At 67.7% G+C, this 24,211-nt stretch carries 20 protein-coding genes; 7 read left to right on the forward strand and 13 right to left on the reverse strand.

The features are described from left to right. Nucleotides 1–15: 15 nt before the first annotated feature. Complete coding sequence (gene prmB, locus CFE50_RS03445; RefSeq protein WP_042133433.1) at nt 16–930, forward strand: 50S ribosomal protein L3 N(5)-glutamine methyltransferase; 915 nt, start codon at nt 16–18, stop codon at nt 928–930. A 50-nt stretch (nt 931–980) separates the two neighbouring features. Continuing rightward, entirely contained in the window at nt 981–2,300 is a 1,320-nt protein-coding gene (locus CFE50_RS03450) for a DEAD/DEAH box helicase (RefSeq protein ID WP_286731202.1), read from the forward strand. 55 nt (nt 2,301–2,355) lie between these two features. Here CFE50_RS03450 and CFE50_RS03455 read toward each other — a convergent pair whose 3' ends face one another. From CFE50_RS03455 to CFE50_RS03470, 4 genes are all read right to left on the reverse strand, one after another. Then, a complete protein-coding gene (locus CFE50_RS03455; RefSeq protein WP_286731205.1) occupies nt 2,356–4,188 on the reverse strand; it encodes a putative bifunctional diguanylate cyclase/phosphodiesterase in 1,833 nt (610 codons plus the stop codon). 114 nt (nt 4,189–4,302) lie between these two features. Further along, the gene (gene egtD, locus CFE50_RS03460) at nt 4,303–5,265 is read right to left on the reverse strand and encodes an L-histidine N(alpha)-methyltransferase (protein ID WP_241808909.1); all 963 of its coding nucleotides are present in this window, start codon (nt 5,263–5,265) and stop codon (nt 4,303–4,305) included. 3 nt (nt 5,266–5,268) lie between these two features. After that, the gene (egtB, locus tag CFE50_RS03465) at nt 5,269–6,552 is read right to left on the reverse strand and encodes an ergothioneine biosynthesis protein EgtB (RefSeq protein ID WP_286731207.1); all 1,284 of its coding nucleotides are present in this window, start codon (nt 6,550–6,552) and stop codon (nt 5,269–5,271) included. A gap of 98 nt (nt 6,553–6,650) precedes the next feature. Next, complete coding sequence (locus tag CFE50_RS03470; RefSeq protein WP_286731209.1) at nt 6,651–7,877, reverse strand: maltoporin; 1,227 nt, start codon at nt 7,875–7,877, stop codon at nt 6,651–6,653. Nucleotides 7,878–8,083: 206 nt separating this feature from the next. On the opposite strand from CFE50_RS03470, the gene CFE50_RS03475 reads away from it, so the two are divergent. Both CFE50_RS03475 and CFE50_RS03480 read left to right on the forward strand, forming a co-directional pair. After that, the gene (locus CFE50_RS03475) at nt 8,084–9,028 is read left to right on the forward strand and encodes an NAD(P)-dependent oxidoreductase (RefSeq protein ID WP_286731212.1); all 945 of its coding nucleotides are present in this window, start codon (nt 8,084–8,086) and stop codon (nt 9,026–9,028) included. A gap of 53 nt (nt 9,029–9,081) precedes the next feature. After that, nucleotides 9,082–13,428: a DEAD/DEAH box helicase gene (locus CFE50_RS03480; protein WP_286731215.1), complete on the forward strand. Its 4,347-nt coding sequence runs from the start codon at nt 9,082–9,084 to the stop codon at nt 13,426–13,428. A 3-nt stretch (nt 13,429–13,431) separates the two neighbouring features. On the opposite strand, the gene CFE50_RS03485 is transcribed toward CFE50_RS03480, so the two are convergent. Then, nucleotides 13,432–14,157, reverse strand: a complete 726-nt coding sequence (locus CFE50_RS03485; RefSeq protein ID WP_286731217.1) for a TorF family putative porin — start codon at nt 14,155–14,157, stop codon at nt 13,432–13,434. Nucleotides 14,158–14,627: 470 nt separating this feature from the next. Here CFE50_RS03485 and CFE50_RS03490 point away from each other — a divergent pair, with 470 nt between their 5' ends. Continuing rightward, entirely contained in the window at nt 14,628–14,759 is a 132-nt protein-coding gene (locus CFE50_RS03490; RefSeq protein WP_283818375.1) for a hypothetical protein, read from the forward strand. Between the two features lie 71 nt (nt 14,760–14,830). Here the strand turns inward: CFE50_RS03490 and CFE50_RS03495 are convergent, their stop codons facing one another. The 5 genes from CFE50_RS03495 to CFE50_RS03515 all read right to left on the reverse strand — a co-directional run bounded on the left by CFE50_RS03495 (nt 14,831) and on the right by CFE50_RS03515 (nt 19,109). Continuing rightward, nucleotides 14,831–15,595, reverse strand: coding sequence for an ABC transporter ATP-binding protein (locus tag CFE50_RS03495; RefSeq protein WP_241809340.1), 765 nt, complete (start codon nt 15,593–15,595; stop codon nt 14,831–14,833). Nucleotides 15,596–15,629: 34 nt separating this feature from the next. Further along, the gene (locus CFE50_RS03500; RefSeq protein ID WP_286731221.1) at nt 15,630–16,742 is read right to left on the reverse strand and encodes a succinylglutamate desuccinylase/aspartoacylase family protein; all 1,113 of its coding nucleotides are present in this window, start codon (nt 16,740–16,742) and stop codon (nt 15,630–15,632) included. Between the two features lie 37 nt (nt 16,743–16,779). Next, nucleotides 16,780–17,490 carry an ABC transporter permease gene (locus CFE50_RS03505; protein WP_007158912.1) on the reverse strand — a complete coding sequence of 237 codons (711 nt, stop codon included), beginning with the start codon at nt 17,488–17,490 and terminating at the stop codon, nt 16,780–16,782. After that, the gene (locus tag CFE50_RS03510) at nt 17,487–18,227 is read right to left on the reverse strand and encodes an ABC transporter permease (RefSeq protein ID WP_007158911.1); all 741 of its coding nucleotides are present in this window, start codon (nt 18,225–18,227) and stop codon (nt 17,487–17,489) included. Before CFE50_RS03510 ends, CFE50_RS03505 begins: the two co-directional genes overlap by 4 nt. A 102-nt stretch (nt 18,228–18,329) precedes the next feature. Continuing rightward, nucleotides 18,330–19,109 carry a transporter substrate-binding domain-containing protein gene (locus CFE50_RS03515; RefSeq protein WP_007158910.1) on the reverse strand — a complete coding sequence of 260 codons (780 nt, stop codon included), beginning with the start codon at nt 19,107–19,109 and terminating at the stop codon, nt 18,330–18,332. Nucleotides 19,110–19,481: 372 nt separating this feature from the next. Between CFE50_RS03515 and CFE50_RS03520 the strand changes: the two genes are divergently transcribed. Next, nucleotides 19,482–19,898, forward strand: a complete 417-nt coding sequence (locus CFE50_RS03520; RefSeq protein WP_286731226.1) for a GNAT family N-acetyltransferase — start codon at nt 19,482–19,484, stop codon at nt 19,896–19,898. A 3-nt stretch (nt 19,899–19,901) separates the two neighbouring features. Beyond that, nucleotides 19,902–20,387: a hypothetical protein gene (locus CFE50_RS03525; protein WP_286731227.1), complete on the forward strand. Its 486-nt coding sequence runs from the start codon at nt 19,902–19,904 to the stop codon at nt 20,385–20,387. Here the strand turns inward: CFE50_RS03525 and CFE50_RS03530 are convergent. The 3 genes from CFE50_RS03530 to CFE50_RS03540 are packed head-to-tail and all read right to left on the reverse strand — an operon-like array spanning nt 20,327 to nt 24,165. Further along, on the reverse strand, nt 20,327–21,424 hold the full coding sequence (locus CFE50_RS03530; RefSeq protein ID WP_286731229.1) for an FUSC family protein: 1,098 nt from the start codon (nt 21,422–21,424) through the stop codon (nt 20,327–20,329). The two genes, CFE50_RS03525 and CFE50_RS03530, sit on opposite strands and share 61 nt — an antisense overlap. A 3-nt stretch (nt 21,425–21,427) precedes the next feature. After that, the gene (locus tag CFE50_RS03535; protein ID WP_286731232.1) at nt 21,428–23,149 is read right to left on the reverse strand and encodes an ATP-dependent DNA ligase; all 1,722 of its coding nucleotides are present in this window, start codon (nt 23,147–23,149) and stop codon (nt 21,428–21,430) included. Then, nucleotides 23,146–24,165 carry a ligase-associated DNA damage response exonuclease gene (locus CFE50_RS03540; RefSeq protein WP_286731235.1) on the reverse strand — a complete coding sequence of 340 codons (1,020 nt, stop codon included), beginning with the start codon at nt 24,163–24,165 and terminating at the stop codon, nt 23,146–23,148. The genes CFE50_RS03535 and CFE50_RS03540 overlap by 4 nt, the downstream gene beginning before the upstream one ends. Nucleotides 24,166–24,211 lie beyond the last annotated feature (46 nt).

Consider the following 24,211-nt stretch of genomic DNA (forward strand, 5'->3'; position numbering starts at 1 on the left):
CATCCGGAGCCTTTCATGAGCGAATCCCGCCTGCGCACCTTGCGCGACCACATCCGCTGGGCCGTCAGCCGCTTCCATGCCGAAGAGCTGTTCTTCGGCCATGGCCACGACAACGCCTGGGACGAGGCCCGCGCCCTGGTGCTGGGCGCCGTGCACCTGCCCTGGGACACCGCCGACCGCTACCTGGACTGCGCCCTGGAAGACGACGAGCGCTACGAACTCGGGGTGCTCTTGCACAGGCGCATCCAGGAGCGCGTGCCCACCGCCTATCTGCTCGGCGAAGCCTGGTTCTGTGGTCTGCCGTTCACCGTCGACGAGCGGGTGCTGGTGCCGCGTTCGCCCATCGGCGAGCTGATCGAAGCGCACTTCGCCCCCTGGCTGCCGGCCACGCCGGCGCGCATCCTCGATCTCTGCACCGGCTCGGGCTGCATCGGCATCGCCTGCGCCTATGCCTTCCCCGAGGCCGAGGTGGCCCTGGGCGATCTGTCCTACGACGCCCTGGAAGTGGCCTGGCAGAACATCGAGCGCCACGGCCTGGAGGAGCGCGTCTATACCGTCCAGGGCGACGGCTTCGCCGGTCTGCCGGGGCAGCGCTTCGACCTGATCGTCAGCAATCCGCCCTATGTGGATGCCGAGGACTTCGCCGACATGCCGGCCGAGTACCAGCACGAACCGGCCCTGGGCCTGGCCTGTGGTGACGACGGCCTGGATCTGGTGCGACGGATGCTGGCCGAGGCGGCCGATCACCTCACCGAACAGGGCATCCTGGTCGTGGAGGTGGGCAACAGCCAGGTCCACGTCGAGGCGCTCTATCCGGAAGTCGATTTCACCTGGCTCGAATTCGAGCGCGGCGGCCATGGCGTCTTCCTGCTCGCTGCCGCCCAGTGCCGCGAGCACCAGGCACTGTTCCGCAGCCGTCTGGTCCCCTGATCACCTGCGGTCGCCGGTGGCGGCCGCCTTTCTTCACCGAGGTCTACCCCGTGTTTACCGAACTCGCTCTGCACGAGCGCCTGCTCAAGGCCCTCGACACCCTGGGCTTCAAGACGCCCACCCCGGTCCAGGCCGCTGCCGTGGGCCCGGCCCTGGACGGCCATGACCTGCGCGTCACCGCCCGTACCGGCAGCGGCAAGACCGCGGCCTTCCTGCTACCGCTGCTGGATCGCCTGCTCAAGGATCCCAAGCCGCGTTCCGGCGCCCGCGCCCTGATCCTGCTGCCGACCCGCGAGCTGGCCCAGCAGACCGCCAAGGAAATCGAACGCTTCGGCCAGTTCACCTTTCTCAAGGCCGGCCTGGTGATCGGCGGCGAGGACTTCCGCGTCCAGGCCGCCGGCCTGCGCAAGAATCCGGAGATCCTGGTGGCCACCCCCGGTCGCCTGCTGGAGCAGCGCAACGCCGGCAACGTGGATCTCAAGGACATCGAGATGCTGGTGCTGGACGAAGCCGACCGCATGCTCGACATGGGCTTTTCCGAGGACGTGCTGCAGATCGCCGCCAGCTGCGCGCGTGAAGGCCGCCAGACCCTGCTGTTCTCCGCGACCAGCGGGGGCAACAGCCTGCGCCAGGTGGTCGAGCAGGTCCTGCGCGAGCCGCAGAACCTCATGCTGGACCGCACCGGCGAGCTCAACGAAGCCGTGGTGCAGCAGGTGATCCTGGCCGACGAGCCGCCGCACAAGGAGCGCCTGCTGCAGTGGCTGCTGGCCAACGAGACCTATCGCAAGGCCATCGTCTTCACCAACACCAAGGTGCAGGCCGATCGCCTGACCGGCCGCCTGGTGGCCGAGGGCCTCAAGGTCTTCGTGCTGCACGGCGACAAGGACACCAAGGACCGCAAGCTGGCCGTGGAGCGGCTGCAGAGCGGCGCGGTCAAGGTGCTGATCGCCACCGACGTGGCCGCCCGCGGCCTGGACGTCGACGGCCTGGACCTGGTGATCAACTACGACCTGCCGCGCAGTGGCGACGAATACGTCCACCGCATCGGCCGCACCGGGCGCGCTGGCGAGGCCGGTCTGGCGATTTCCTTCGTCACCCATGGCGACTGGAATCTGATGTCCAGCATCGAGCGCTATCTCAAGCTGAGATTCGAGCGCCGTCACCTGCCGGGTCTCAAGGCCAGCTACAGCGGTCCGAAAAAGCTCAAGGCCTCGGGCAAGGCGGCGGGCGTGAAGAAGAAAAAGACCGAGGGCAAGAAGGACGGCAAGGCCAAGAGCAAGGCCAAACCCAAGTCCGAGCGTCGCCCCGGCGCCCTGGTGCCGACTTCGGCCGACGGCTTCGCGCCGCCGCGCAAGCGCACCCAGGAGTGATCCGGCGCCGGGCCTGAGGCGCCAACCCGCGGCAAGGCCGCGGGGCAGGGCGGGCTCAATGCTTGGCGGCGTTGTCGAACAGCTGGAAGACCGGCGCACGGCGGGTCGAGCGTTGCAGATCCGGTTGCTGGATCAGCAGCCAGGCCTGCAATTCCGGTTCGGGCATGGGTTTGCCGATCCAGAAACCCTGGCCTTCGTCGCAGCCCATGGCCAGCAGACTGGCCAGGGCCTCGGCGGTCTCGATGCCCTCCGCGGTGATGCGAAAGCCCAGTTGATGGGACAGTTCGATCAGCGAGCTGACGATCAGCCGGTCCTTGGTGCGATGGGTCAGCTCGCGGACGAAGCTGCGGTCGATCTTGATGGTGTCGGCCGGCAACTCGCGCAGGTGCGAGAGGTTGTTGTAGCCGGTCCCGAAGTCGTCGATGGCGATGCCGATGCCCAGCTCGCGCAGGGCGGCCAGCTGCCGATGGATCAGCGCCACGTCACCCAGCAGGGCATTCTCGGTGACCTCCAGCTCCAGCCGTCGGGGATTGACCGGATAGCGCTGCAGCAGGTCGGTGGTGTGCTCGGTGAAGTCCGGATCGTTCAGGTCATGGGCGGAGATGTTGATCGCCACCCCCAGGCCCCGGCCTTCCCGCTGCCAGGTATAGGCCTGGCTGATGGCCTGCTGCATGACCCAGCGACTCAGGGCGGTGATCAGCGCGGTCTTTTCTGCCAGCGGAATGAATTCCGCCGGACTGACCGGGCCCAGGTGCGGATGCTGCCAGCGCAACAGCGCCTCGACGCTGTGGCAGCGACCGGTGGCCAGGTCGATGCGCGGCTGATAGACCAGGCTCAGTTGGTCCTCGGCGCGCAGCGCCTGGGGCAGGGCGCTGAGCAGGGCGAAGGCGCGACGGTAGGCGGCGTCATGCTGCGGATCGAAATACCGGCAGCCGCGCATTTCCGCGCGGGCATCGTCGGCGGTGGCGATCAGGGCGCGCAGCCAATCGGTAGGATGATCGTCGGTCAGGGACATCACCCCCAGGCCCAGCCGGGTCTGGATGGGAATGCCGTTGTAGTCGAGCACCCCGGTCAATTCCTCCTGCAGGCGTTCGAGCAGCGCCCGCTGCGCGGCCTCGTCGGCATCGTGCAGCAGAAAGCCGAAGCGGGCCGGTCCGAGGCGATACAGCGGTTGTTCGGCCGGTAGCAGGCGGCGCAGGTGCTGCTTGATGGCCCGTTGCAGGCCATCGAAATGCGCCTGGCCCATGGCCTTGATGAAGTCGTTGAGATAGCTCTGGGCGAACAGATCGGCCGCCACGGCCACCACCGGGGTGCCCGCCCGCGCCAGGGCTTCTGCATCCTCGCTGAAGCGCTGGCCATTGGGCAGCTGGGTGACCGGGTCCCAGAAGGCCTCGGTGCGCAGCAATTCGATGTGCTGGCTGGCGAGGGCCGCCAGTTGCTGCAGCGCCACCAGCCGATCCTGGGGCAGGGCGGCGCGGGGGGCAACATCGAACAGGCATAGACTACCGAGCATCAGCCCCTCGGCGGTGCGCAGCGGTGCGCCCAGGTAATAGCGGATGTGGGGTGCGCCCGTGACCACCTGGAGATCGGCGAAGCGGGCATCGTGGCGGGCGTCTTCCACCTGCAGCGGCAAGTTGGTTTCCTGCAGGTGCTGGCAGAACGACTGGGCGCGCGGCACGGTCAGGGGCGCGCAGCCCACGGTGGCGCGACAATGGACCTGCTGGCCGTCAAGAAAGCAGATCATTGCATAGGGGACATCGAACAACCGGGCGCAGAGATCGGTGAGATCCTGGAAGGCACGGTCGGCAGGACGGTCGATCAGGGCAAGATCGCGCAGCAGTGCAAGACGCTGGCGTTCGTTGGCCGCAGTGAGTGGAGCGGGCTCCATAGCAACGTCTCAGTGCGCTGTAGTAGCAGATTGCTACTTAGAGCGTGATCGGGTCGAGAGTTCCCTCACTACCCGCCTCACAGTCTACCGGTTGTCATTTACCTGTCGAAAGGTTCAGGCCGCGAAGTAGAAAACGGCGAACAGCCCCTCGGGGTCGGTCCACACCCGCACCTGTCTGAAGCCGGCGTCTTCGGCCAGGGCTCGAAAGCTCTCCAGGCTGTACTTGTAGGAATTCTCGGTATGCAGCCGCTCGCCTTCGCGGAAGGTGAAGCGGCGGCCTTCGAGACGTACGGTCTGGTCGCGGGTACTGACCAGGTGCATCTCGATACGCGCCTGTTCCTCGTTGAAGAAGGCCAGGTGGCGGAAGCGCTGCGAGTCCAGATCGGTGTCCAGCTCGCGGCGGATGCGTTCGAGCAGGTTGAGATTGAAGTCGGCGGTCACTCCCGCGGCATCGTTGTAGGCCGCATCCAGCCGCGCCCTGTCCTTGATCAGGTCCACGCCGATCAGCAGGCCCCCGGTCGCCGGCAGCATCCGGTGCAGATTGCGCAGGAAAACGCCGGCTTCTTCCGGAGTGAAGTTGCCGATGCTCGAACCGGGAAAGAAGGCGATGGGGCGCAGGCCGTCGAGGCTGTCGGGCAGGGTCATGGGCCGGCTGAAGTCGGCGCAGGCGGCGCTGACGTCCAGCCAGGGATAATCGGCCGCCAGACGCTGGGTGCTGCTGAGCAGGAATTCCCGGGAGATGTCGATGCCCAGGTAGCCGGCCGGGTGCATGGCTTCGAGCAGCAGGCGCACCTTGCGACTGGCGCCGCTGCCCAGTTCGACCAGGGCGGCGTCGCGCCCCGCCAGGCGGGCGATCTCACCGGCCGCCGCGGCCAGGATGCCCTCTTCGGTGCGGGTGGGGTAGTACTCGGGCTGCCGGGTGATGGCCTCGAACAGCTCCGAACCGCGCTGATCGTAGAAGTACTTGGGTGACAGCGCCTTGGGGGTCCGGGCGAAGCCCTGGAGCACATCGTCCCGCAGCGAGCTGTCGGCGACGGTCACCGGTTGCTGATCGAAGAAGCGCACGGCTAGGGCCATGGGTCAGACCTCTCTGGCCAGGCGCAGACCGGAGAACTGCCAGCGCATGGTGGGATAGAAGAAGTTGCGGTAGGTGGCACGCACATGGTCCTGGGGCGTGGCGCAGCAGCCCCCGCGCAGGACCATCTGGCCGGACATGAACTTGCCGTTGTATTCGCCCAGGCTGCCCGGCAGCGGCTTGAAGCCGGGGTAGGGGCGGAAGGCGCTGCCGGTCCACTCCCAGACGTCGCCGAACAGCTGGCGCATGCCCTGGCCCGCATTGGCGACCGGTTGCAGGTGATCCTGGTCGACGAAGTTGCCCTGGATCGGCTGGCGCGCCGCCACGGTTTCCCATTCCGCCTCGGTGGGCAGCCGGGCACCGGCCCAGCTGGCGTAGGCATCGGCTTCGTAGAAGCTCAGGTGACAGACCGGCGCGGTCGGATCCACCGGGGTTAGACCGCCCAGGGTGAAGTGGTGCCAGACGCCATCGAGCTTCTGCCAGTACAGCGGCGCCTGCCAGCCGAGGGTGCGGATGGCCGCGGCGCCGTCGGACAGCCAGAGATCGCTGCGGCCGTAGCCGTTGTCTTCGATGAAGGCCAGGTATTCGCCATTGGTGATCAGCCGGTCGGCCAGCTGGAAGTCATCGACGAATTGCCGATGCACCGGCGTCTCGCAATCGAAGGCGAAGCCGTCGCCGCCATGGCCGACATGCCGGACGCCGCCCGGATGGGCTTCCCAGCCCAGCGGCGCGACCGCGCCCGCGGGACCCTTGGCCAGGTCGGCGCGATAGACCGGGTGCAGGGGGTTCTGCGCCAGGATGTGCTTGATGTCCATGAGCAGCAATTCCTGGTGCTGCTGCTCGTGGTGCAGGCCGAGTTCCAGGCGCCGGGCGATCTCGGCGGCATGTTCGGCCGGCGGCGCGCTGAGCAGCTCGGCCATGGCCGTGTCCACCGCCGCGCGAAAGCGATAGACGTCGTCCACGCCCGGCCGCGACAGGTGCCCGCGGGCCGCCCGCGGAAAGGGCTTGCCGTGGGTCTCGTAATAGGAGTTGAACAGGTAGTCGTAGGCCGGATTGGGCGTCTGGTAACCCTTGAGGAAGGGCTTGAGGATGAAGGCCTCGAAGAACCAGGTGACGTGGGCCAGGTGCCATTTCGGCGGACTGACGTCGGCCATGCTCTGGATGACGTAATCCTCGACGGTGAGCGGAGCGCAGAGCGCCTCGCTGGCCCTGCGCACACGCTGGAAGCGCTCGAGCAGGGTGGTGGCGGTGTCACTCGCTGCGGGCAGCTCGCGGGCGAGAGGATTCATGGCGTTCTCCCTGGTCGGCCATTTGGTTGTCAGGAAACCGACCGGGCGGCATAAGTTTAGTTCGCCCGGTTATGACGGGCGGTCTCGCTTACCCCTGTCTACCACCAGGTTTCCAGCTGCACGCCGAAGTTGTTGCCGTGACGGGCGTCGCCGAAGGCGCCGCTGTCGGACAGCGCCGTACCGGCCACGGCGGCATCCTGGGCACCGCGGTTCCAGCTGGCGTAGGTCCAGTAGAGGCGGATCTCCGGCCGGTCCATCAGCCCCATGCCGCCCAGCGCCAGGGTCGGCGCCACGGTGACCTTGTTCAGCGTGCGGGTGGCGCCGCTGTCGGGATGAATCTGGTCGTGGCCGAACTCCACCTGCAACTTGAACAGGCGGGTGAAGGCATAGCTGGGCCGCACGCCGAAGGAGTACCAGGTCTGGCCGCCATCGCCGGGGGCGCGGTCGCGCTGATAGAGCGCCAGCAACTGGCCGCCGAAGCGCGGGGTGAGCTGCCAGCGCGGCGATTCGAGCACGCGCAGGCTCTCGTAATCCCGGTCGGCGGTCAGGCTGCCGGTGGCGCCCAGGCCGGTGCCCGGCCCGCGACCGTATTGCACGGTGAAGACGTTGACCCCGCCAAAGAACTGCGCCTGTTTGTGCTCGGCGGTGGCCGACCAGCCGCTGTGGGCGTTCTGGACCTGACCGGCGCGCTGGATATAGGACAGCCCCAGTTCGATCTCGCCGCCGGGATTGGTCTTGATGCCGCCCAGGTTCAGGTCGTGGCGGTTGGCCTTGTCCGGCTGGTCGATGTTGTCTTCGCGACTGAAGGCGTAGCTCAGCCGCAGGCCGCTGTCGCCCAGGCCGTAGTCCTCCACGCCGAAACCGGTGCCGCTCGGATTCCAGTAGTAGAAGTCGTTGATATGGATGTCGTGACGCTTGTAGTAGCGACGCCCGGCCCAGAGACCGCCGCCATTGAGCGCCGGCAGGCTGAGGCTGGTCCAGATCTGCGGCAGGCGCACGTTGCCGTTGTCGCCACTGAAGGTGGGGGTCTGGTCATAGACGTTGTAGAGGCTGGCCATGCCGTGCACCTTGAATTCGGTGCCATCGACGCCCTTGTACAGGGTCTGGTGCAATTCGAGTTCCCAGTAGGTCTCGCATTCGTTACCCAGGCGATATTTGGCCGGTGCCCCGGGCAGCTGGAAGCAGCTCTGCTTGCCACCTTCCGCGGAGCCACCAACACCTACCCGGCCGTAGCCGCTGAATTCCAGCGCCGTGGCGCTCAGCGGCAGACCGGCGAGCAAGGCGAGGCAGGAGGCAGTGCCGGCCTGGCGGAGAACTCTGGTCATCCCGAAAATCCCTGTGTGGTTGGCGGACGCCGATCGGACCTGGACCCGGCTCGACAAGTTGCGCGAATTTCCCAGCCGATCAAGGACTTGGCTTGGTTCGAAGGCACGGATCAAGACCGCCGAAAGTGGCAGCCTAAAGAGAATGGTTGACGACCACGGCTCCTGCTGGCGACGCTTGGGTTTTGTCTCAGGGAAAGTATTACAAAATGAAACAAACGCTGCTGATGGCCCCGCAATTGCCCCAGGGACTGGTGACCCAGCTCGAAGCCCACTACCGGGTGCTCGGCCCGTTCCCGTCGGCCGACCCCGCGGCGCTTCCCGCGGGGGCCGAGGAGGCCGTAGCGCTGCTGACCATCGGCGGCCTGCCGACCCGCGCCGCGCTACTGGATGCCCTGCCGGCGCTGCGGCTGGTGGCCTGTTACGGCACCGGCTACGAAGGGGTAGAACTGGACGCCTGTCGCGCGCGCGGTATCGCCGTGACCACGGCCGGCGATGCCAACGCCACCGCCGTGGCCGAATTCGCCTTTGGCCTGATCCTGGCCAGCGCGCGGCGCCTGCTGCAGGGCGACGCCTTCGTCCGCAGCGGCCGCTGGCAGGGCAATGCCGTCGAGCGCATGCCCCAGGTCCCGGGCCTGGCTGGGCGGCGCCTGGGCATCTATGGCCTGGGTGAGATCGGTCGGCGCATCGCCCGGCGCGGCGCGGCCTTCGACATGGAGATCGGCTACTTCAATCGCTCAAGGCGGGAAGGGCTGGACTACACCTATCACGGCAGCCTGCTGGAGCTGGCGCGCTGGAGCGACGTGCTGGTGGTGGCGGTCCGCGCCAGCGCCGAGACCGTGGGGGCGGTGGATGCCGAGGTCCTGGCCGCGCTGGGAGCGGAGGGCCATCTGGTCAATATCTCCCGCGGCAGCGTGGTCGACGAGGATGCCCTGGCCGACGCCCTGGAGCAGGAGGTGATCGCCGGCGCGGCGCTGGATGTCTTCGCCCGCGAACCCGAGGTGCCCGCGCGCCTGCGCCAGCAGCCCAACCTGGTGCTCAGTCCCCATGTCGCGGCCAATGCGGCCTCGGCCCAGCAGGCCCAGCAAGAGGTGATGCTGGCCAACCTCCACGCCCTGCTGCAGGGGGGCGAATTGCGCAATCGCATCGCCTGAGCCGCCGGTCGGCTTGGGTTGTGGCCCCGGATGGCCCCTCCCATATTGGGCAGATGACCTCGAATTTGCCTGCCGCCGTCCTGGCGGACTTTCACGACGCGCCGCGCAGCTGGTTCACGACGCGCTTTCCCGCCCCGACTGAGGCGCAGCTGCAGGCCTGGCCGGCCATTCGCGCCGGCGCCTCGGTGCTGGTGGCGGCGCCCACCGGTTCAGGCAAGACGCTGACCGCCTTTTTCGCCGTGCTGGATGGCCTGGTGCAGGAGGCGTTGCAGGAGGGCGGCCTGCCCGAGGCCTGCCTCTGGCTCTATGTGTCGCCGCTCAAGGCCCTGTCCAACGACATCCGCCTCAATCTCGAAGAGCCTCTCGCCGGGATCGGCGCGGCGCTGGACGCGCGGGGTTTGCCGCCGCTGCAATTGCGCACGGCGGTGCGCACCGGCGATACCCCGCAAAAGGAGCGGGCCGCCATGCGCCGGCGGCCGCCGCACCTGCTGGTCACCACCCCCGAATCCCTCTATGTGCTGCTGGGTTCGGATTCCGGGCGACGGATGCTGGCCAGCGTGCGCGGCGTCATCGTCGACGAGATCCATGCCATCGCCGATGGCAAGCGCGGTAGCCACCTGACCCTTAGTCTGGCGCGTCTGGAGGCCCTCACGGGCCATCCGCTGCAGCGCATCGGCCTGTCCGCCACCCAGAAGCCGCTGGCCGCCGTGGCCGCCTTCCTGGTCGGCCGCGATGCCGCGGGGCAGCCACGGCCCTGCACCGTCATCGACATCGGTCACCAGCGCGCCCGCGATCTGGCGCTGGAGGTACCGCCCCTTCCCCTGGAGGCCATGCTGTCCACCCAGGCCTGGGAGCTTATCTACGACCGCCTGGCCGAGCTGGCCGAGACGCACCGCACTACCCTGGTGTTCGTCAACACCCGCCGGCTGGCCGAGCGGATGGCCCGGCAGCTCTCGGATCGCCTCGGCACTGCCCAGGTGGCCGCCCACCACGGCAGCCTGGCCAGGGAGCAGCGACTGGACGCCGAGCAGCGCCTCAAGCGCGGCGAATTGCGCCTGCTGCTGGCGACTGCGTCCCTGGAACTGGGCATCGACATCGGCGATGTCGACCTGGTCTGCCAGATCGGCTCTCCAGGCTCCATCGCCGCCTTCCTGCAACGGGTCGGCCGCGCCAATCACCAGGTCGGCGGCCTGCCCAAGGGGCGGCTGTTTCCCACTTCGCGCGACGACCTGGTGGAGTGCGTAGCGCTGCTCGACTGCGTGCGCCGCGGTGAGCTGGATACCCTGCACATCCCCTTGGCGCCGCTGGACGTGCTGGCCCAGCAACTGGTGGCCGAGGTCGCCTGCCAGGAGTGGTCGGAAGCAGGCCTGCTGGCCGTACTGCGCCAGGCCGAACCCTATGCCGCGCTGAGCGAAGCCGACTACCGGGCCGTGGTGGAGATGCTCAGCCAGGGCTATACGGATCGCCGCGGTCCGCGCGCTGCCTATGTCCATCGGGACGCGGTCAACGGACTCCTGCGCGGCCGCCGCGGCGGCAAGGCGACCGCCGTGATGAGCGGCGGCACCATCCCGGAAAGCGGCGATTTCAGCGTGCTGCTCGAACCCCAGGGCCATACCGTCGGTAGCGTCAACGAGGATTTCGCCTTTGAAAGCCTGGTGGGCGACGTCTTCCAGCTGGGCAACACCGCCTACCGCATCGTCAAGATCGAAGGCAGCAAGGTGCGGGTGGAGGATGCCAAGGGCCAGCCGCCCAACATTCCCTTCTGGCACGGCGAGGCGCCGGGGCGCAGCGATGAGCTGTCGGCGGGTCTGGCGCGCCTGCGCGCGGAACTCGAACCCCTGCTGCCCGGCGCCGACGAGCCGCCCGAATCGGCCGTCGCCCGCATTGGCGCGGCCTATGCGCTGGCCGAGGACGCAGCGCGCCAGCTGGTGGACTATCTCGGTCGGGCGCGCCAGGCGCTGGGTGCCTTGCCGACCCAGCAGACCCTGGTGATGGAAAGGTTCTTCGACCAGGCCGGCGGCATGCAGCTGATCATCCATGCGCCCTTCGGCAGCCGCATCAACCGTGCCTGGGGCCTGGCCCTGCGCAAGAGATTCTGCCGCACTTTCAATGTCGAGCTGCAGGCGGCGGCGACCGAGAACGCCCTGATCCTCTCGCTGGCCACCAGCCACAGCTTCGTGCTCGATGAGGTCTGGCGCTATCTGCATCCGGCCACCGCCGAGACCGTGCTGATCCAGGCGCTGCTCGACGCCCCGCTGTTCGCGGTGCGCTGGCGCTGGAACGCCACCACGGCCCTGGCGCTGCCGCGCTTCAGCGCCGGGCGCAAGGTGGCGACCCAGGTGCAGCGCATGCGCAGCGAAGACCTCCTGGCCACGGTCTTTCCCGATCAGGCGGCCTGCCTGGAAAATCTCGCCGGCGAGCGCCAGGTGCCGGAGCACCCGCTGGTCCGCCAGACCCTCGATGATTGCCTGCACGAATCCCTCGACAGCCGCGGTTGGCTGGCCCTGCTGGGACGCATCACGGCGGGCCAACTGACCCTGCTGACCCGCGACCTGCCCGGACCTTCGCCGCTGGCCGCCGAGGTGCTCACGGCCAAGCCCTATGCCTATCTGGACGACGCGCCCGTCGAGGAGCGGCGGACCCTGGCGGTGCAGAATCGCCGCTTCGGCGGTGCCGATCCCGACGAACTGGGCGCCCTGGATCCGGCGGCCATCGCCCTGGTGCGGGAGGAAGCCTGGCCGCGGCTGGAAAGCGCCGACGACCTGCACGAAGCCCTGCTGGGCATCGGCTTTCTCACCGAAGCTGAAGTCGCACCGCAGCAGACCCAGGCGCGCCAGCTGGTCAAGGCCGGGCGGGCAGGGCGGCTGCGGCTGCCGGCGGCGACCCTGTGGATCGCGGCCGAGCGACTGCCATTGTTCCAGGCGCTGTTTCCCGGCGTCGCCACCGAGCCGGCGCTCGAGGCGCCGCCGGGTTTCGCAGCGCCCGCGGATGCCGAGGCGGCCTTGGTGGAGCTGCTGCGCGCGCGCCTCACCGCCCTGGGTCCGGTAGACCAGGATGGACTGGCCGCCAGTCTCGGGTTGCCGTCGGCCCAGCTCACACCGGCGCTGCTGGCCCTGCAGGGTGAAGGCTATGTCCTGCAGGGACGCTTCACAGCGGCGGACAGCGCCGGGGAATGGTGCGAGCGCCACCTGCTGGCGCGGATCCATCGCTATACCCTGGGGCGGTTGCGCAAGGCCATTGAGCCGGTGGCCCTGGCCGATTACCTGAGATTTCTGCTGGAGCACCAGCATCTGACCGGTCCGGCGATCCTGAGAGGCAATGAGGGCCTGGAGCAGGTGATCGGCCTGCTGGAAGGCTTCGAGGTCGCCGCCGCCGGCTGGGAAGGCGAGATCCTGCCCAGTCGCCTGCCGAACTATCAGTTCACCTACCTCGATGACCTCTGCCGCGCCGGTCGCGTGGTCTGGTTGCGCCTGCCCCAGGCGGGGCGCGGAGGCGGCGGACCGGTCAAGGGTTCGCCCATCGTCCTGCTGCCGCGCCGCCACCTGGCCGACTGGAACAGCCTGACCGAGCCCGCCGGCAGCGAAGTGCTGTCACCCAAGGCGCAACGGGTGCTGGAGGTGCTGACCCACCGCGGCGCCTCCTTTTTCGATGAATTGCTCGGCGAGGCGCGCCTGCTGCGCAGCGAGCTGGAGACGGCCCTGGGCGAGCTGGTAGGGGCCGGTGCGGTCAACGCCGACAGCTTCGCCGGCCTACGCGCCCTGCTGCAGCCGGCGGCCAAGCGTGGCAGTGGTCGCAGCGATTCGCGCCGCGGGCGCATGGCGCTCTATGGCGGGATGGAGGATGCCGGTCGCTGGGTCGCCTTGCGGCCCGCCGAGGCGCCGGACGAGGCGCGGCTGCCGGATGCGCTGCTGGAGCGGCTGGTCGGGCTGCTACTGCGTCGCTATGGCGTGCTCTGCTGGCAGCTGCTGCAGCGTGAGAGCGCCGTCCTGCCGCCCTGGCGCGATCTCCTGCGCGCCTGCCATCGCCTGGAAGCCCGCGGCGAAATCCGCGGCGGGCGCTTCATCGCCGGTCTGTCCGGCGAGCAATTTGCCGATCCGGCGGCCATCGCACCCCTGCGTGAGTGGCGCCAGCGTCCGGCGGAAGATCTCTGGGTGTGCGTCTCGGCGCTGGATCCGCTCAATCTGGTCGGCACCCTGCTGCCCGGGGCCAAGGTGCCCGCCGTGGCCGGCAATCGCCTGCTCTATCGCGACGGAGTGCCGATCGCCACGCGGGTGGGAACCAGGGTCGACTGGCTGGTGGAGCTGGACGCAGGAGAACAGGTGCGGGCGCGGCAGGCGCTGCAGCAACTGGGACGGGAACGGCCCCAAGTCGGCATCGGGCGCAGCCTGCTGCGGCAGTAACGACTAGAAGAAGGGGTGCGAGGCCTTGAGCATCAGGGCGCTGTCGCAGTAGGTGTTGTGGCCCGAATACACCGAGCAGTCGGCGCCTCTCAGGCTGGTGCCGCTGTAGGTCAGGTTGAACAGGGTATTCACCCACTTGCGACTCAGATTCACCGACCAGTCGTTGAAGCTACGCACCATGCCGCCGCTGTCGAGGGTCGTGGGTACGTCCAGCACATAGTTGGTGTACTTGAGCGAGACACCGGTCTTGATCAGCGGCAGGGTCCCCAGGTCGGCATAGACCGAGGCATTGTGGCGCCCCGGGTCATTGGCGAAGGCGGCGCCCAGGCGCTTGCCATAGACGGTCATCCCGGAATACAGCTCGCGACTGGAATCGACGTTCTGGATCAGGTTGCTGTAGTTGATCACGCCCAGTTCGTAGCCATAACCAGGAGCGAAGCGGTGCTTGTAGCCGGCGTAGGTGTCCATCTCCAGCAGCGGCGCTTCCGCGGACGAGGCGTTGTTGGTCGTCCACTGGCCAAAGTACAGCCCGCTGTCGTGGGTGAGATCGAAGCCACCGCCCATGCCGGCGGAGTTCGGTGCGACCAGTCCCTGGGCCATGCTGCGTGACGGCGCCGTGCCCATCTTCAGATCGAAATCCCCTACCTCGCGCTGCATGCCCCAGCTGGCCGCCAGCGCCGGACTGGCCAGCAGCCCTAAAACGAGGAAGAGAGGTAAGGATCTGGTCATGGGAGCACTCCTGCCGTGCCGGTCACGCTAACTTGAGAAAGGATGTGATGGGGATAACAACAAGCAGGGAGAACATCGAGGTGCGAACACCCTGATGACATCGTTGTTATTGGATGAGAAACCGCGGCTAACCCGTTATCGTCCCTCGATGATAACCAACGAAGAGGGCATTTTTTCGCCATTCGTCAGTTTTCAGATCGAGAATTGAACTCGTCGTTAGGCTCCAGACAGTCGAATTTGATATGGGTTCCGATAACAATCGGCAACCGACTGCTCTGCGAGCGAGCATCCACGCGGCCGCTGCCGTCCAGGTAAAAGACACACTTTTTGACAAAGCGCAGCCCTGTTGCGACGAACAACCGCACGCCGGTGGATTGAATCGACAGGGAAAGGCTCAATATTGTGGAGGAGGGCAGCACGCGCTGCCCGCCATGGCTGTCCCTGACTGAGCGCTGGCTCGAGGAGTTTTCATGAACGACCGTATACAAGCTCTGATGCTGGACCTGCTCGCCCGACTCGGTCTGGTCAAGGCCATCCCGATTCCCAGTCGCGAGCGCGAGCAACTGGCTGCCCAGCGTCGTCGCCAGCAGCCGCGCCGCTGAGCGCGCTGACGCGAATCCGAGCGGCGGGCGCCGCCGGGTTCGCGTAGGGTCCCCGGCCGGGGACCCGAGGCCTACTTCAGATTGCCGCTGAGGAACTGGCGCAGGCGTTCGCTCCGCGGACTGACCAGCACTTCGCTCGGCGGACCTTCTTCCTCCACCACCCCCTGGTGCAGGAACAGCACCTGGGAAGACACCTCGCGGGCGAAGGCCATCTCGTGGGTCACCATGAGCATGGTGCGACCTTCTTCCGCCAAGGCGCGGATCACCTTGAGCACCTCGCCGACCAGCTCCGGGTCCAGGGCCGAGGTGGGCTCGTCGAACAGCATGATCTCCGGTTCCATCGCCAGCGCTCGGGCGATGGCGACCCGCTGCTGCTGACCGCCGGACAGGAAGGCGGGGTACTGGTCGGCGACCCGGGCCGGCAGGCCGACCTTGTCCAGGTACTTGCGCGCGCGGTCTTCGGCTTCCGCCTTGCCCACACCCAGGGCCTTGCGCGGCGCCAGGGTGATGTTGTCCAGCACGCTCAGGTGACTCCAGAGATTGAAGTGCTGGAAGACCATGGCCAGGCGGGTGCGCAGATTCTGCAGCTGGGCCGCATCGGCCACCCGGACGGCGCCGCGATCATCGGCCATGCGGACGGTCTCGCCGTCCAGGGTCATGGTCACGGCGTTGGGCTGCTCGAGGAAGTTGATGCAGCGCAGGAAGGTGCTCTTGCCCGAGCCACTGGCGCCGATCAGGCTGACCACATCGCCGGTCTTGGCCTTGAGCGACACGCCCTTGAGCACTTCGTGGTCGCCGTAACGCTTGTGCAGGCCTTCGACGGTCAGTTTGTACATGGATAGGGATTCCACAGCAGAAAAGGGGTAGGGATCACGGCGAGAGCAGGTAGCCGCTGCGATAGGCCTCGGTGCCCGCCACATGGGCGATCACCATGCCGGCCGTGGCCATGCGGCGATTGGAACGCGCATAGAGGATGCCGGCGACCGCGCTGCGCACCTCTTCGACGCGATCGCTGATGGGGTCCACGACCTGCGCCAGCACCTGGCCGACCGCGATGCGTTCGCCCACCTGGGCCTTGAGCACCAGCACACCGCCCTGGGTGGTCGCCACCGGCTCCACGGCCGCCAGCGGCGTGGCCGGTTGCAGCAGCGGTGGCAGGGGTGCGGCAGCGCCGCTCAGGAAGCCCTGGTGGCGCAGGTAGTTGACGATGGACTCGGCATCCGCCGCGGCGAGTTCGTCACGCACGTCCAGCTGGCCGCGCAACTCCAGGGTTACCGACAGGCTGCCCAGGGGCAGGCGTTCGCCAAAGCGCTGGTTGAGATTCCACCAGAGCAGGGTGAAGCATTCGTCGAAGGACTGGCCGCCCGAATCGGTGGCGAGCAGGCTGGCTTCGGAACCGAAGTAGCGCGCCAGCGGTTCGACCTGGGGCCAGGCTTCCGGCGTGGTGTAGAGATGCGCCACGGCGTCGAAATCGCAGTGCAGATCGAGCACCACCTCGGCGTCGCAGGCCAGGCGCTGCAGGGTCAGGCGCTGACTGTCGAGCTGGGTGGTGGCGGATTCCGCGGCCAGGGCCTCGCGGAAGGCCGCGCGGACCAGGGCCTGGTTGGCGGCCACGTCATCGCCGAGGCGCTCGGCGATGACCGTCTCTACCTGGGCAGTCATGTCGCGGAAGCGGCGATTGAAGTTCTGCCCCGTCTCCAGCTCGTAGCGACCGAGGTGGACGTCGGCGACCTGCTGGTCCTGGCCGATGGGGTTGGCTACCGGCACCAGCACCACTTCCGCCAGGAGTTCATCGGCGGCTTCCAGCGCCTTGAGGCGCTGCTTGAGGTGCCAGGCGGTGAGCATGCCGGGCAATTCGTCGGCATGCAGCGAGGCCTGGATATAGACCTTGCGACCGCTGTCGGCGGGGCCGAAGTGGAAGCTATGGATGCAGCGCTCGGTGCCCGGGACCGGGGCGACCAGCGGATGGGTGAGATGGCGCATGACAACTCCGGGGCCGCGCCGGGCGCGGCCGCTTGGGTCAGTGGGTCGGGCCGAGGAAGGCCAGCCAGCGGCGCTCCGCCAGGCGGAACAGGCCGATCAGGATGAAGGACACCGCCAGGTACAGCAACGCGGCCAGGCCGAAGGCCTGGAAGGTCAGGAAGGTGGCGGTGTTGGCATCGCGGGCGATCTTGAGCAGGTCCGGCACCGTGGCGGTAAAGGCCAGGGTGGTGGAGTGCAGCATCATGATGACCTCGTTGCTGTAGAACGGCAGCGAACGGCGCAGCGCCGAGGGCAGGATCACGTGCACATAGAGGCGCCAGCCGTCCAGGCCATAGGCCTTGGCCGCCTCGACCTCTCCATGGGGGGTGTTGCGGATGGCCCCGGCAAAGATCTCGGTGGTGTAGGCGCAGGTGTTCAGGGCGAAGGCCAGGATGGTGCAGTTCAGGCCGTCGCGGAAGAAGCTGCCCAGCATCGGCTGGTCACGCACGAAGCCCAGGCTGTAGATGCCGGTGTAGCAGATCAGCAGCTGCAGATAGAGCGGGGTGCCGCGAAAGACGTAGGTATAGAAGCCGATCGGCCAGCGCAGCCAGCGACGCTCCGAGACCCGGGCTACCGACAGCGGCACCGAGACGATGAAGCCGATTACCACCGAGGCCACCAGCAGCCAGAGGGTCATGGCCAGGCCGGTGATGTGGTAGCCGTCGGTCCACAGCAGCGGTTTCCAGTATTGCTGCAGGAGTTCGATCATCGCTTGGCCTCCCGCACGCCGACGTGATAGCGCCGTTCCAGCGCCCCGAGGATGGCGTTGGTCACGGCGGTGATGAGCAGATAGATGACGCCGGCGACGATCAGGAAGTAGAACAGCTTGAAGGTGCCCTTGCCGGCCTCCTGGGAGGCGCGGACCAGATCGGCCAGGCCGATGATGGAGACCAGCGCGGTGGCCTTGAGCAGCACCTGCCAGTTGTTGCCGATGCCGGGCAGGGCGAATCTCATCATCTGCGGGAAGGTGATCAGGGTGAAGGTCTGCCAGCGGGTCAGGCCGTAGGCCAGGGCCGCTTCGCCCTGGCCACGCGGCACGGCGAGGATGGCGCCGCGAAAGGTCTCGGTGAAATAGGCGCCATAGATGAAGCCGAGGGTGGCGATACCGGCGGCCATGGGATCGATGTCGATGTAGTCCCAGCCCATGTAGTCGGTGAGGGCGCCCAGCCAGTTCTGCAGGCTGTAGAAGATCAGCAGCATCAGCACCAGATCGGGCACGCCCCGGATCAGGGTGGTGTAGCTCTGGGCAATGAAGCGCAGGGGCGCGAGGCGCGACAGCTTGGCCGAGGCGCCGAGCAGGCCGAGGATGACCGCCACGATCAGCGCGAAGCCGGCGAGCTTGAGGGTCGTCAGGGTGCCTTCCAGGATCAGCGGGCCGTAGCCATGCAGGCTGAGCGTGCCCAGTCCGATGGACTGCAAGAAGGAGTCGAAGGAATTCTGCTGCATGCGTCTTGGGAGAATCGCCTGGTGAGGCCGCGGGCGCCACGGGCGCCAACGGTCATACGTAAAACGCCCCCGGTGGCACCGGGGGCGTCTGCCGAACCGACCTTACTTGGGATCGTAGAGGTTCAGGTCGCCGAAGTACTTCTTCTGGATCTTGTCGTAGGTGCCGTCGGCGTGGATGGCCGCGATGCCCTTGTTGACGAAGGTCTTGAACTCGTCGTTGCCCTTGCGGATACCGATGGCGGTATCGGCCGGCAGCAGCTCGTCGTGGATGGCGGTGTTGGTGTAGCCCTTGCCCTGGGGCGACTTCATGAAGCCACCTTCGGCCTGCAGCATGTCCTGCATGGCGACGTCGATCCGACCGGACACCAGGTCGGCATAGACCTGATCCTGGTTCTGGTAGCTCTGGACGTTGACGCCGTTGGGCGCCAGCTTCTGCTTGGCGAAGGTTTCCTGGATGGTGCCCTGCTGCACGCCGACGGTCTTGCCCTTCAGGCTTTCCGCGGTGGCCTGGAGGTTGGCACCTTCCTTGGTGACCATGGAGGAGGGACCCGACCACAGCAGGTCGGAGAAGTCGATCTGCTCGGCACGCGCCGGGGTCTTGGTCAGCGAGGACAGGATGCCATCGAACTTGCGCGCGCGCAGGCCGGGGATCAGGCCGTCGAAGTCACTCACCACCCACTTGCACTTCACTTCCAGCTTTTCGCAGATGGCGTTGCCCAGCTCGATGTCGAAGCCGACGAAGCTGCCATCGGCGGCCTGGGATTCGAAGGGCGGATAGGTGGTATCCACACCGAAGCGGATCTCTTTCCATTCCTTGGCCATCGCCGAACCGGCGGCCAGACACAGGGCGAGCGCAGAGAGAGTCAGCCAGCTTTTTTTCATGTCGGATCCTAGTGCGAATGTGGATGAAATCATGGCGCCAGTACGACGCCCGTGCCCTCGCGGGAGCAATAAGCTTACCAGTCGGCGAAGATCGTCCCAAATCTGTACGCGGTTGCCGCGTTGGTTACATCCTGTAGCAGCCGACTCAGCCAAACGGCGCGCATTATGCACCGGAAAGGCGCGGCTTTCCTGCCCAGGGCGGACGAACGCACTGCTTTGGGTCTAAAAAGATACGCGTGCGCCAAAGGTGGGCAGAAAGGTAGCAGAAGACCCGGTTCGATAAGACATCGTACTTGCTCGGTAGCAATAGCGGCGTCCGGCTGTGTGCAAAGGAAACGGGAGCGAGGCGAGATGACCTGTCAGGGAAAAGCTGTGACGCCAGGCGATATCCAGGTGGCGACGATTGACCAGGCTGCGGTGGTCGCCCGCGGTTTTCAGGCTTTCGTCAGCGCCCAGCATCCCCAGTTGGCCGACGAGTCGGCCGATGTCCCGCTCCGATTGGTCGTCGTCGAGGCCTCTAGAGTCATAGCTGGCCTCCTGGGTCGGGTGTTCTGGCAGGGTCTGGAGATCGAGGTGCTCTGGGTCGAAGAGGGCCATCGCCAACGAGGGTTGGGGCGACGGCTCTTGCAGCAGGCGGAAGTCGATGCTCGCGCCCTGGGGGCCCAGGTGGCCTATCTGCGTACGGCCCAGGCCGCAGCCTTCTATGAACGCTGTGGGTACCAGCACTGCGGCTTTCTGCCGCGACCGCTGGCGACGGGGCTGCACAGCTATCACAAGGCTCTGGGCTAGCCGGTGGCGAGCGGCCTGGGCAGGCTACTGGTGCTGATCGCCCTGGCCGCGCTCTATGGGGCGCTGCATGACCAGCTCAGCTATGGCCTGGGTCCGGATTACTTCACCTGCCTGAAATTTCCGCAATTCGGCCTGCTCGACACGGCGCTGGCGCCCCGCTGGCGAGCCGCCCGGGTCGGCCTGCAGGCCGGTGCGGTGGCCGGACTGCCGCTGGGCCTGGCGCTGCTCTGGCTGGCGCGCGGGCGGCCTGGCGGTGACCGCTATCTCTGGCGCGGCAGCGCGGCCGTGCTGCTCGGGGCACTGGGCTGCGCCCTGCTGGGCCTGGGCCTGGGTTGGCTCGCCCTGGAGCTGGGCAGCGTCCTGCGGGTGCCGGCCTGCGTGCAGGATCGTCGTGGTTTCCTGCTGGCGGCCTGGATGCACGCTGGCAGCTACCTGGGCGCCTTGCTGGGGTTGCTGGTGTTCGCCTGGCGCAACCGCCGTCGCCGCTGAAGGCGGGCGAGTCCCCGTTCGACGCTGGCTTCCAGCGCCAGAAAGAGCAGGGCGACCGCGCCGCCGAGCAGGGTGCTGCCGATCCGTTCGCGGGCGATACTGGCCTCGGGCGCGCCGGCCAGGGCGACCATCAGGACCGTGGTGCCGGTGATGAACAGCGTCTGCAGTGAGTAGCGCCCGTCCTGCAGCAGATAGGCGCCCGCCGCGCACAGCAGGCAGGCGCTGCCCAGGACGGCGGGGGTGTCATCGAGCCAGACCACCGCGCCCGCCAGCAGGCAGCCGGCCAGGGTGCCGCCCAACCGGCCGAGGCCGCGCCGCCAGGTGTCGCCCAGGCGCGGCTTGAGCACCAGCAGCGCGGTCATGGGCGCCCAGTAGCCGTGACCGTACTCCAGCAGGCCGGTCAGGGTCTGGCAGAGGGCGACCACGGCGGCGGCATAGAAGCCGTAGCGGCCGAGGCGAAACCTGTCCGCGAACAGCGCCACGACTTCATGGAGGTGGGCCTTCAGGGAGCCGGTGCGCAGCCGCCACTGGGAGCGGTAGAGCGCCTTTTGCACCAGGGCGAAGAGCAGCAGTTGCAGCAGCCCGCCGCCCAGCACCAGGCCGCCCCGCAGCAGCGCCTGCTGCAGGTCACCGGGAAAGCCGCCGGCCACCAGCAGGGCCACCGTCCATTGCTGGGTGATCCACCAGGGGCCGTTGCCCACGGCGAACAGCCAGGCGCAGCAGGCGGCCCAGAGGGCGCCGGCCAGGACCAGCGCCGGCAACTGATGACCCAACAGGGAGCCGACCACGGCGGAAAAGGCCATCCCCAGCGCCGCCACCAGCATCGGTGCCAGGGGTTCGGCGGCAAAGCTCTTGTAGGCGCCAAAGCCGACGGTATAGGCGCCGCCCAGTGCCACCACGCAGGGCAGCCAGGCACCCGTGCAGCCGCCGGTGAGCAGGATGATCGCCAGCGCCGGCAGGCAGGCGAGCGCCAGAGCCCAACGCGGTTCCTGCGGGGCCGCGCCATCGGCGACCGGCGGCGCGGTCTGACCGGCCATGGGCTAGGCCAGCAGATTTTGCAGGATGTCGAGGGTATCGGCTTCGGCCACCGGCTTGTCGTGGCGCCAGCGCAGCATGCGCGGAAAGCGCACCGCGACGCCGCTCTTGTGGCGCTTGGACAGGGCGATCCCCTCGAAGCCCAGTTCGAACACCAGGGTCGGCTCGACGCTGCGCACCGGACCGAATTTCTCCACCGTGGTGCGCCGGACGATGGCGTCCACCTTGCGCATCTCTTCGTCGGTCAGGCCCGAATAGGCCTTGGCGAAGGGCACCAGGGTCCGTTCGCTGCTCTCCGGCGGACCGTCCCAGACGGCAAAGGTGTAGTCGGAATAGAGACTGGCGCGCCGCCCGTGGCCGCGCTGGGCATAGATGAGCACCGCATCCACCGAAAAGGGATCGACCTTCCACTTCCACCAGGTGCCCATGTCCTTGGTGCGGCCGACGCCATAGAGCGAATCCTGAGCCTTGAGCATCATGCCTTCGACGCCCAGGGTGCGGGAGGCCTCGCGCTGGCGGGCGAGGTCCTGCCAGTCGCGCCCGTGCAACAGTGGCGAGGGTCTCAGCAACGGGCTGGCGCAACGGGCCACCACTTGCTCCAGCTCGGCGCGGCGCTGGCGTTGCGGCTGGCTGCGCAGGTCGTGGCCCTGCCATTCCAGCAGGTCGTAGGCCAGCAGGATGACCGGCACGTCTTCGAGGATCTTCTTGCCCAGGGTCTTGCGGCCGATGCGTTGCTGCAGCAGGGCGAAGGGTTGCACGCCGAAGGGGATGGGCGCGGCCGGATCGCGGCCGTCCTGCTGCTCGCTCACCTCTTCGCTGCTGAGTAGGGCGTCGGGTGCGACGTCTTCCTTCCAGACCACGATCTCGCCGTCGATCACGGTGCCATCGGGCAGTGACTCCGCGAGGGGATGCAATTCCGGAAAGCGATCGGTGACCAGGTCTTCGCCCCGCGACCAGATCCACAGCCGACCGTCGCGCTTGACCAACTGGGCGCGGATGCCATCCCACTTCCATTCCACCTGCCAGTCCTCGGCCGGCCCCATTTGCGCCTCGAACTGCTCCACCGGCAGTTGCAGGGCGTGGGCGAGAAAGAAGGGATAGGGCTGGCCGCCGCGCTGGGCGTGCTCGTCCGGGCTTTCCGGGGCGACCAGGCGGGCATAGCCCTCGGCGGTGGGACGGTGGGAGAGATCGGTATAGCCCACCAGGCGCTGCGCGACGCGCTTGGGATCCAGGTCCGCCAGGGTGGCCAGGGCACGGGTCACCAGCAGCTTGGAGACACCGACACGGAATTCGCCGGTGATCAGCTTGATGCAGACCATCAGGCTCTGGCGATCCAGCTGGCCCCAGAGCGGCGGCAGGCGCTCGGCCAGCTCTTCCGGAGGCAGGCCGCGCAGGGGCAGCAGGTACTCCTCCAGCCAGAAGGCCAGGCCCTCGGCGTTGGCGGCATCGGCGGTGGGAATCAGCAGGGCCATGGTCTCCGCCAGGTCACCCACCGCCTGGTAGCTCTCTTCGAACAGCCACTCGGGCAGGCCGGAGAGGGCCATGGTCAATTCGCGCAGCTGCCGGGTCGGCACCAGCCGACGGGGGCGGCCGCCGGCGAGGAAGTACACCGCCCAGGCGGCATCCGCGGCCGGGGCGCTGCCGAAGTAGTCCACCAGGGCCGCGAGCTTGGCATTGCTGGAGGTGGTGGCGTCGAGACGCCCGTAGAGTTCGGCGAAGGCCTTCATGCCTGGGCCTCCGCGGCGACGGGGGTGTCGTCTTCCTCACCGTATTCGGTGGTGAAGCCCTGGGCGTCCAGCCCCTGGTCGCGCAGGTAGCGCACCAGGGTGGCGACCGAGCCATGGGTGACCATCACCCGCTCGGCGCCGGTCTGCTCGATGGCCCACAGCAGGCCCGGCCAGTCGGCGTGGTCGGAGAGCACGAAGCCGCGATCCACGCCGCGCCGGCGGCGGGTGCCGCGCAGCATCATCCAGCCACTGGCGAAGGCGTCGCTGTGTTCGCCGAAGCGGCGGATCCAGGTACTGCCCCCGGCCGAGGGCGGGGCGATGATCAGCGCCTGACGCAACGCGGGATCGCTCTTCTTGAAGTCGCCGGCGTAGTGGGTCTCGGGAATGCGGATGCCGGCCTCGCGATAGACCCGGTTGAGCGGCTCCACCGCGCCATGGGCCAGGATGGGGCCGATCTGTGGATCGAGGCCGTGCAGCAGGCGTTGCGCCTTGCCGAAGGCGTAGCTGTAGAGGACGCTGGCCAGCCCCTGGGCCTGGTTGGCGCGCCACCATTGGTTGACCTCGGCGAAGATCTCGGCCTGGGGTCGCCAGCGATAGATCGGCAGGCCAAAGGTGGATTCGGTGATGAAGGTATGGCAGCGCACCGGCTCGAAGGGGGTGCAGGTGCCATCGGGTTCGACCTTGTAGTCGCCCGAGGCGACCCAGACCTCGCCGCGGTATTCCAGACGCACCTGGGCCGACCCCAGCACATGGCCGGCCGGATGGAAGCTTAGCCTGACCCCGTGGTGGTCGATGACCTCGCCGTATTCCAGGGTCTGGAGGTTGATGTCGGCACCGAGCCGGGCGCGCAGGATGCCGGCACTGGCCGAGGTGGCGAGATAGTGACCGTTGCCTACCCGGGCATGATCGCCGTGGCCATGGGTGATGACCGAACGTTCCACCGGATGCCAGGGATCGATGTAGAAGTCGCCGGGCGGGCAGTAGAGGCCGTCCGGGCGAGCGATGACGAGGTCCATGGGCGCCGCTCTGCTGGGGGATTACCCATAGGAACGGCGGCTGGGC

It is taken from the genome of Pseudomonas sp. PGPPP4, assembly GCF_002256045.1.
GTDB lineage: Bacteria > Pseudomonadota > Gammaproteobacteria > Pseudomonadales > Pseudomonadaceae > Chryseomonas > Chryseomonas oryzihabitans.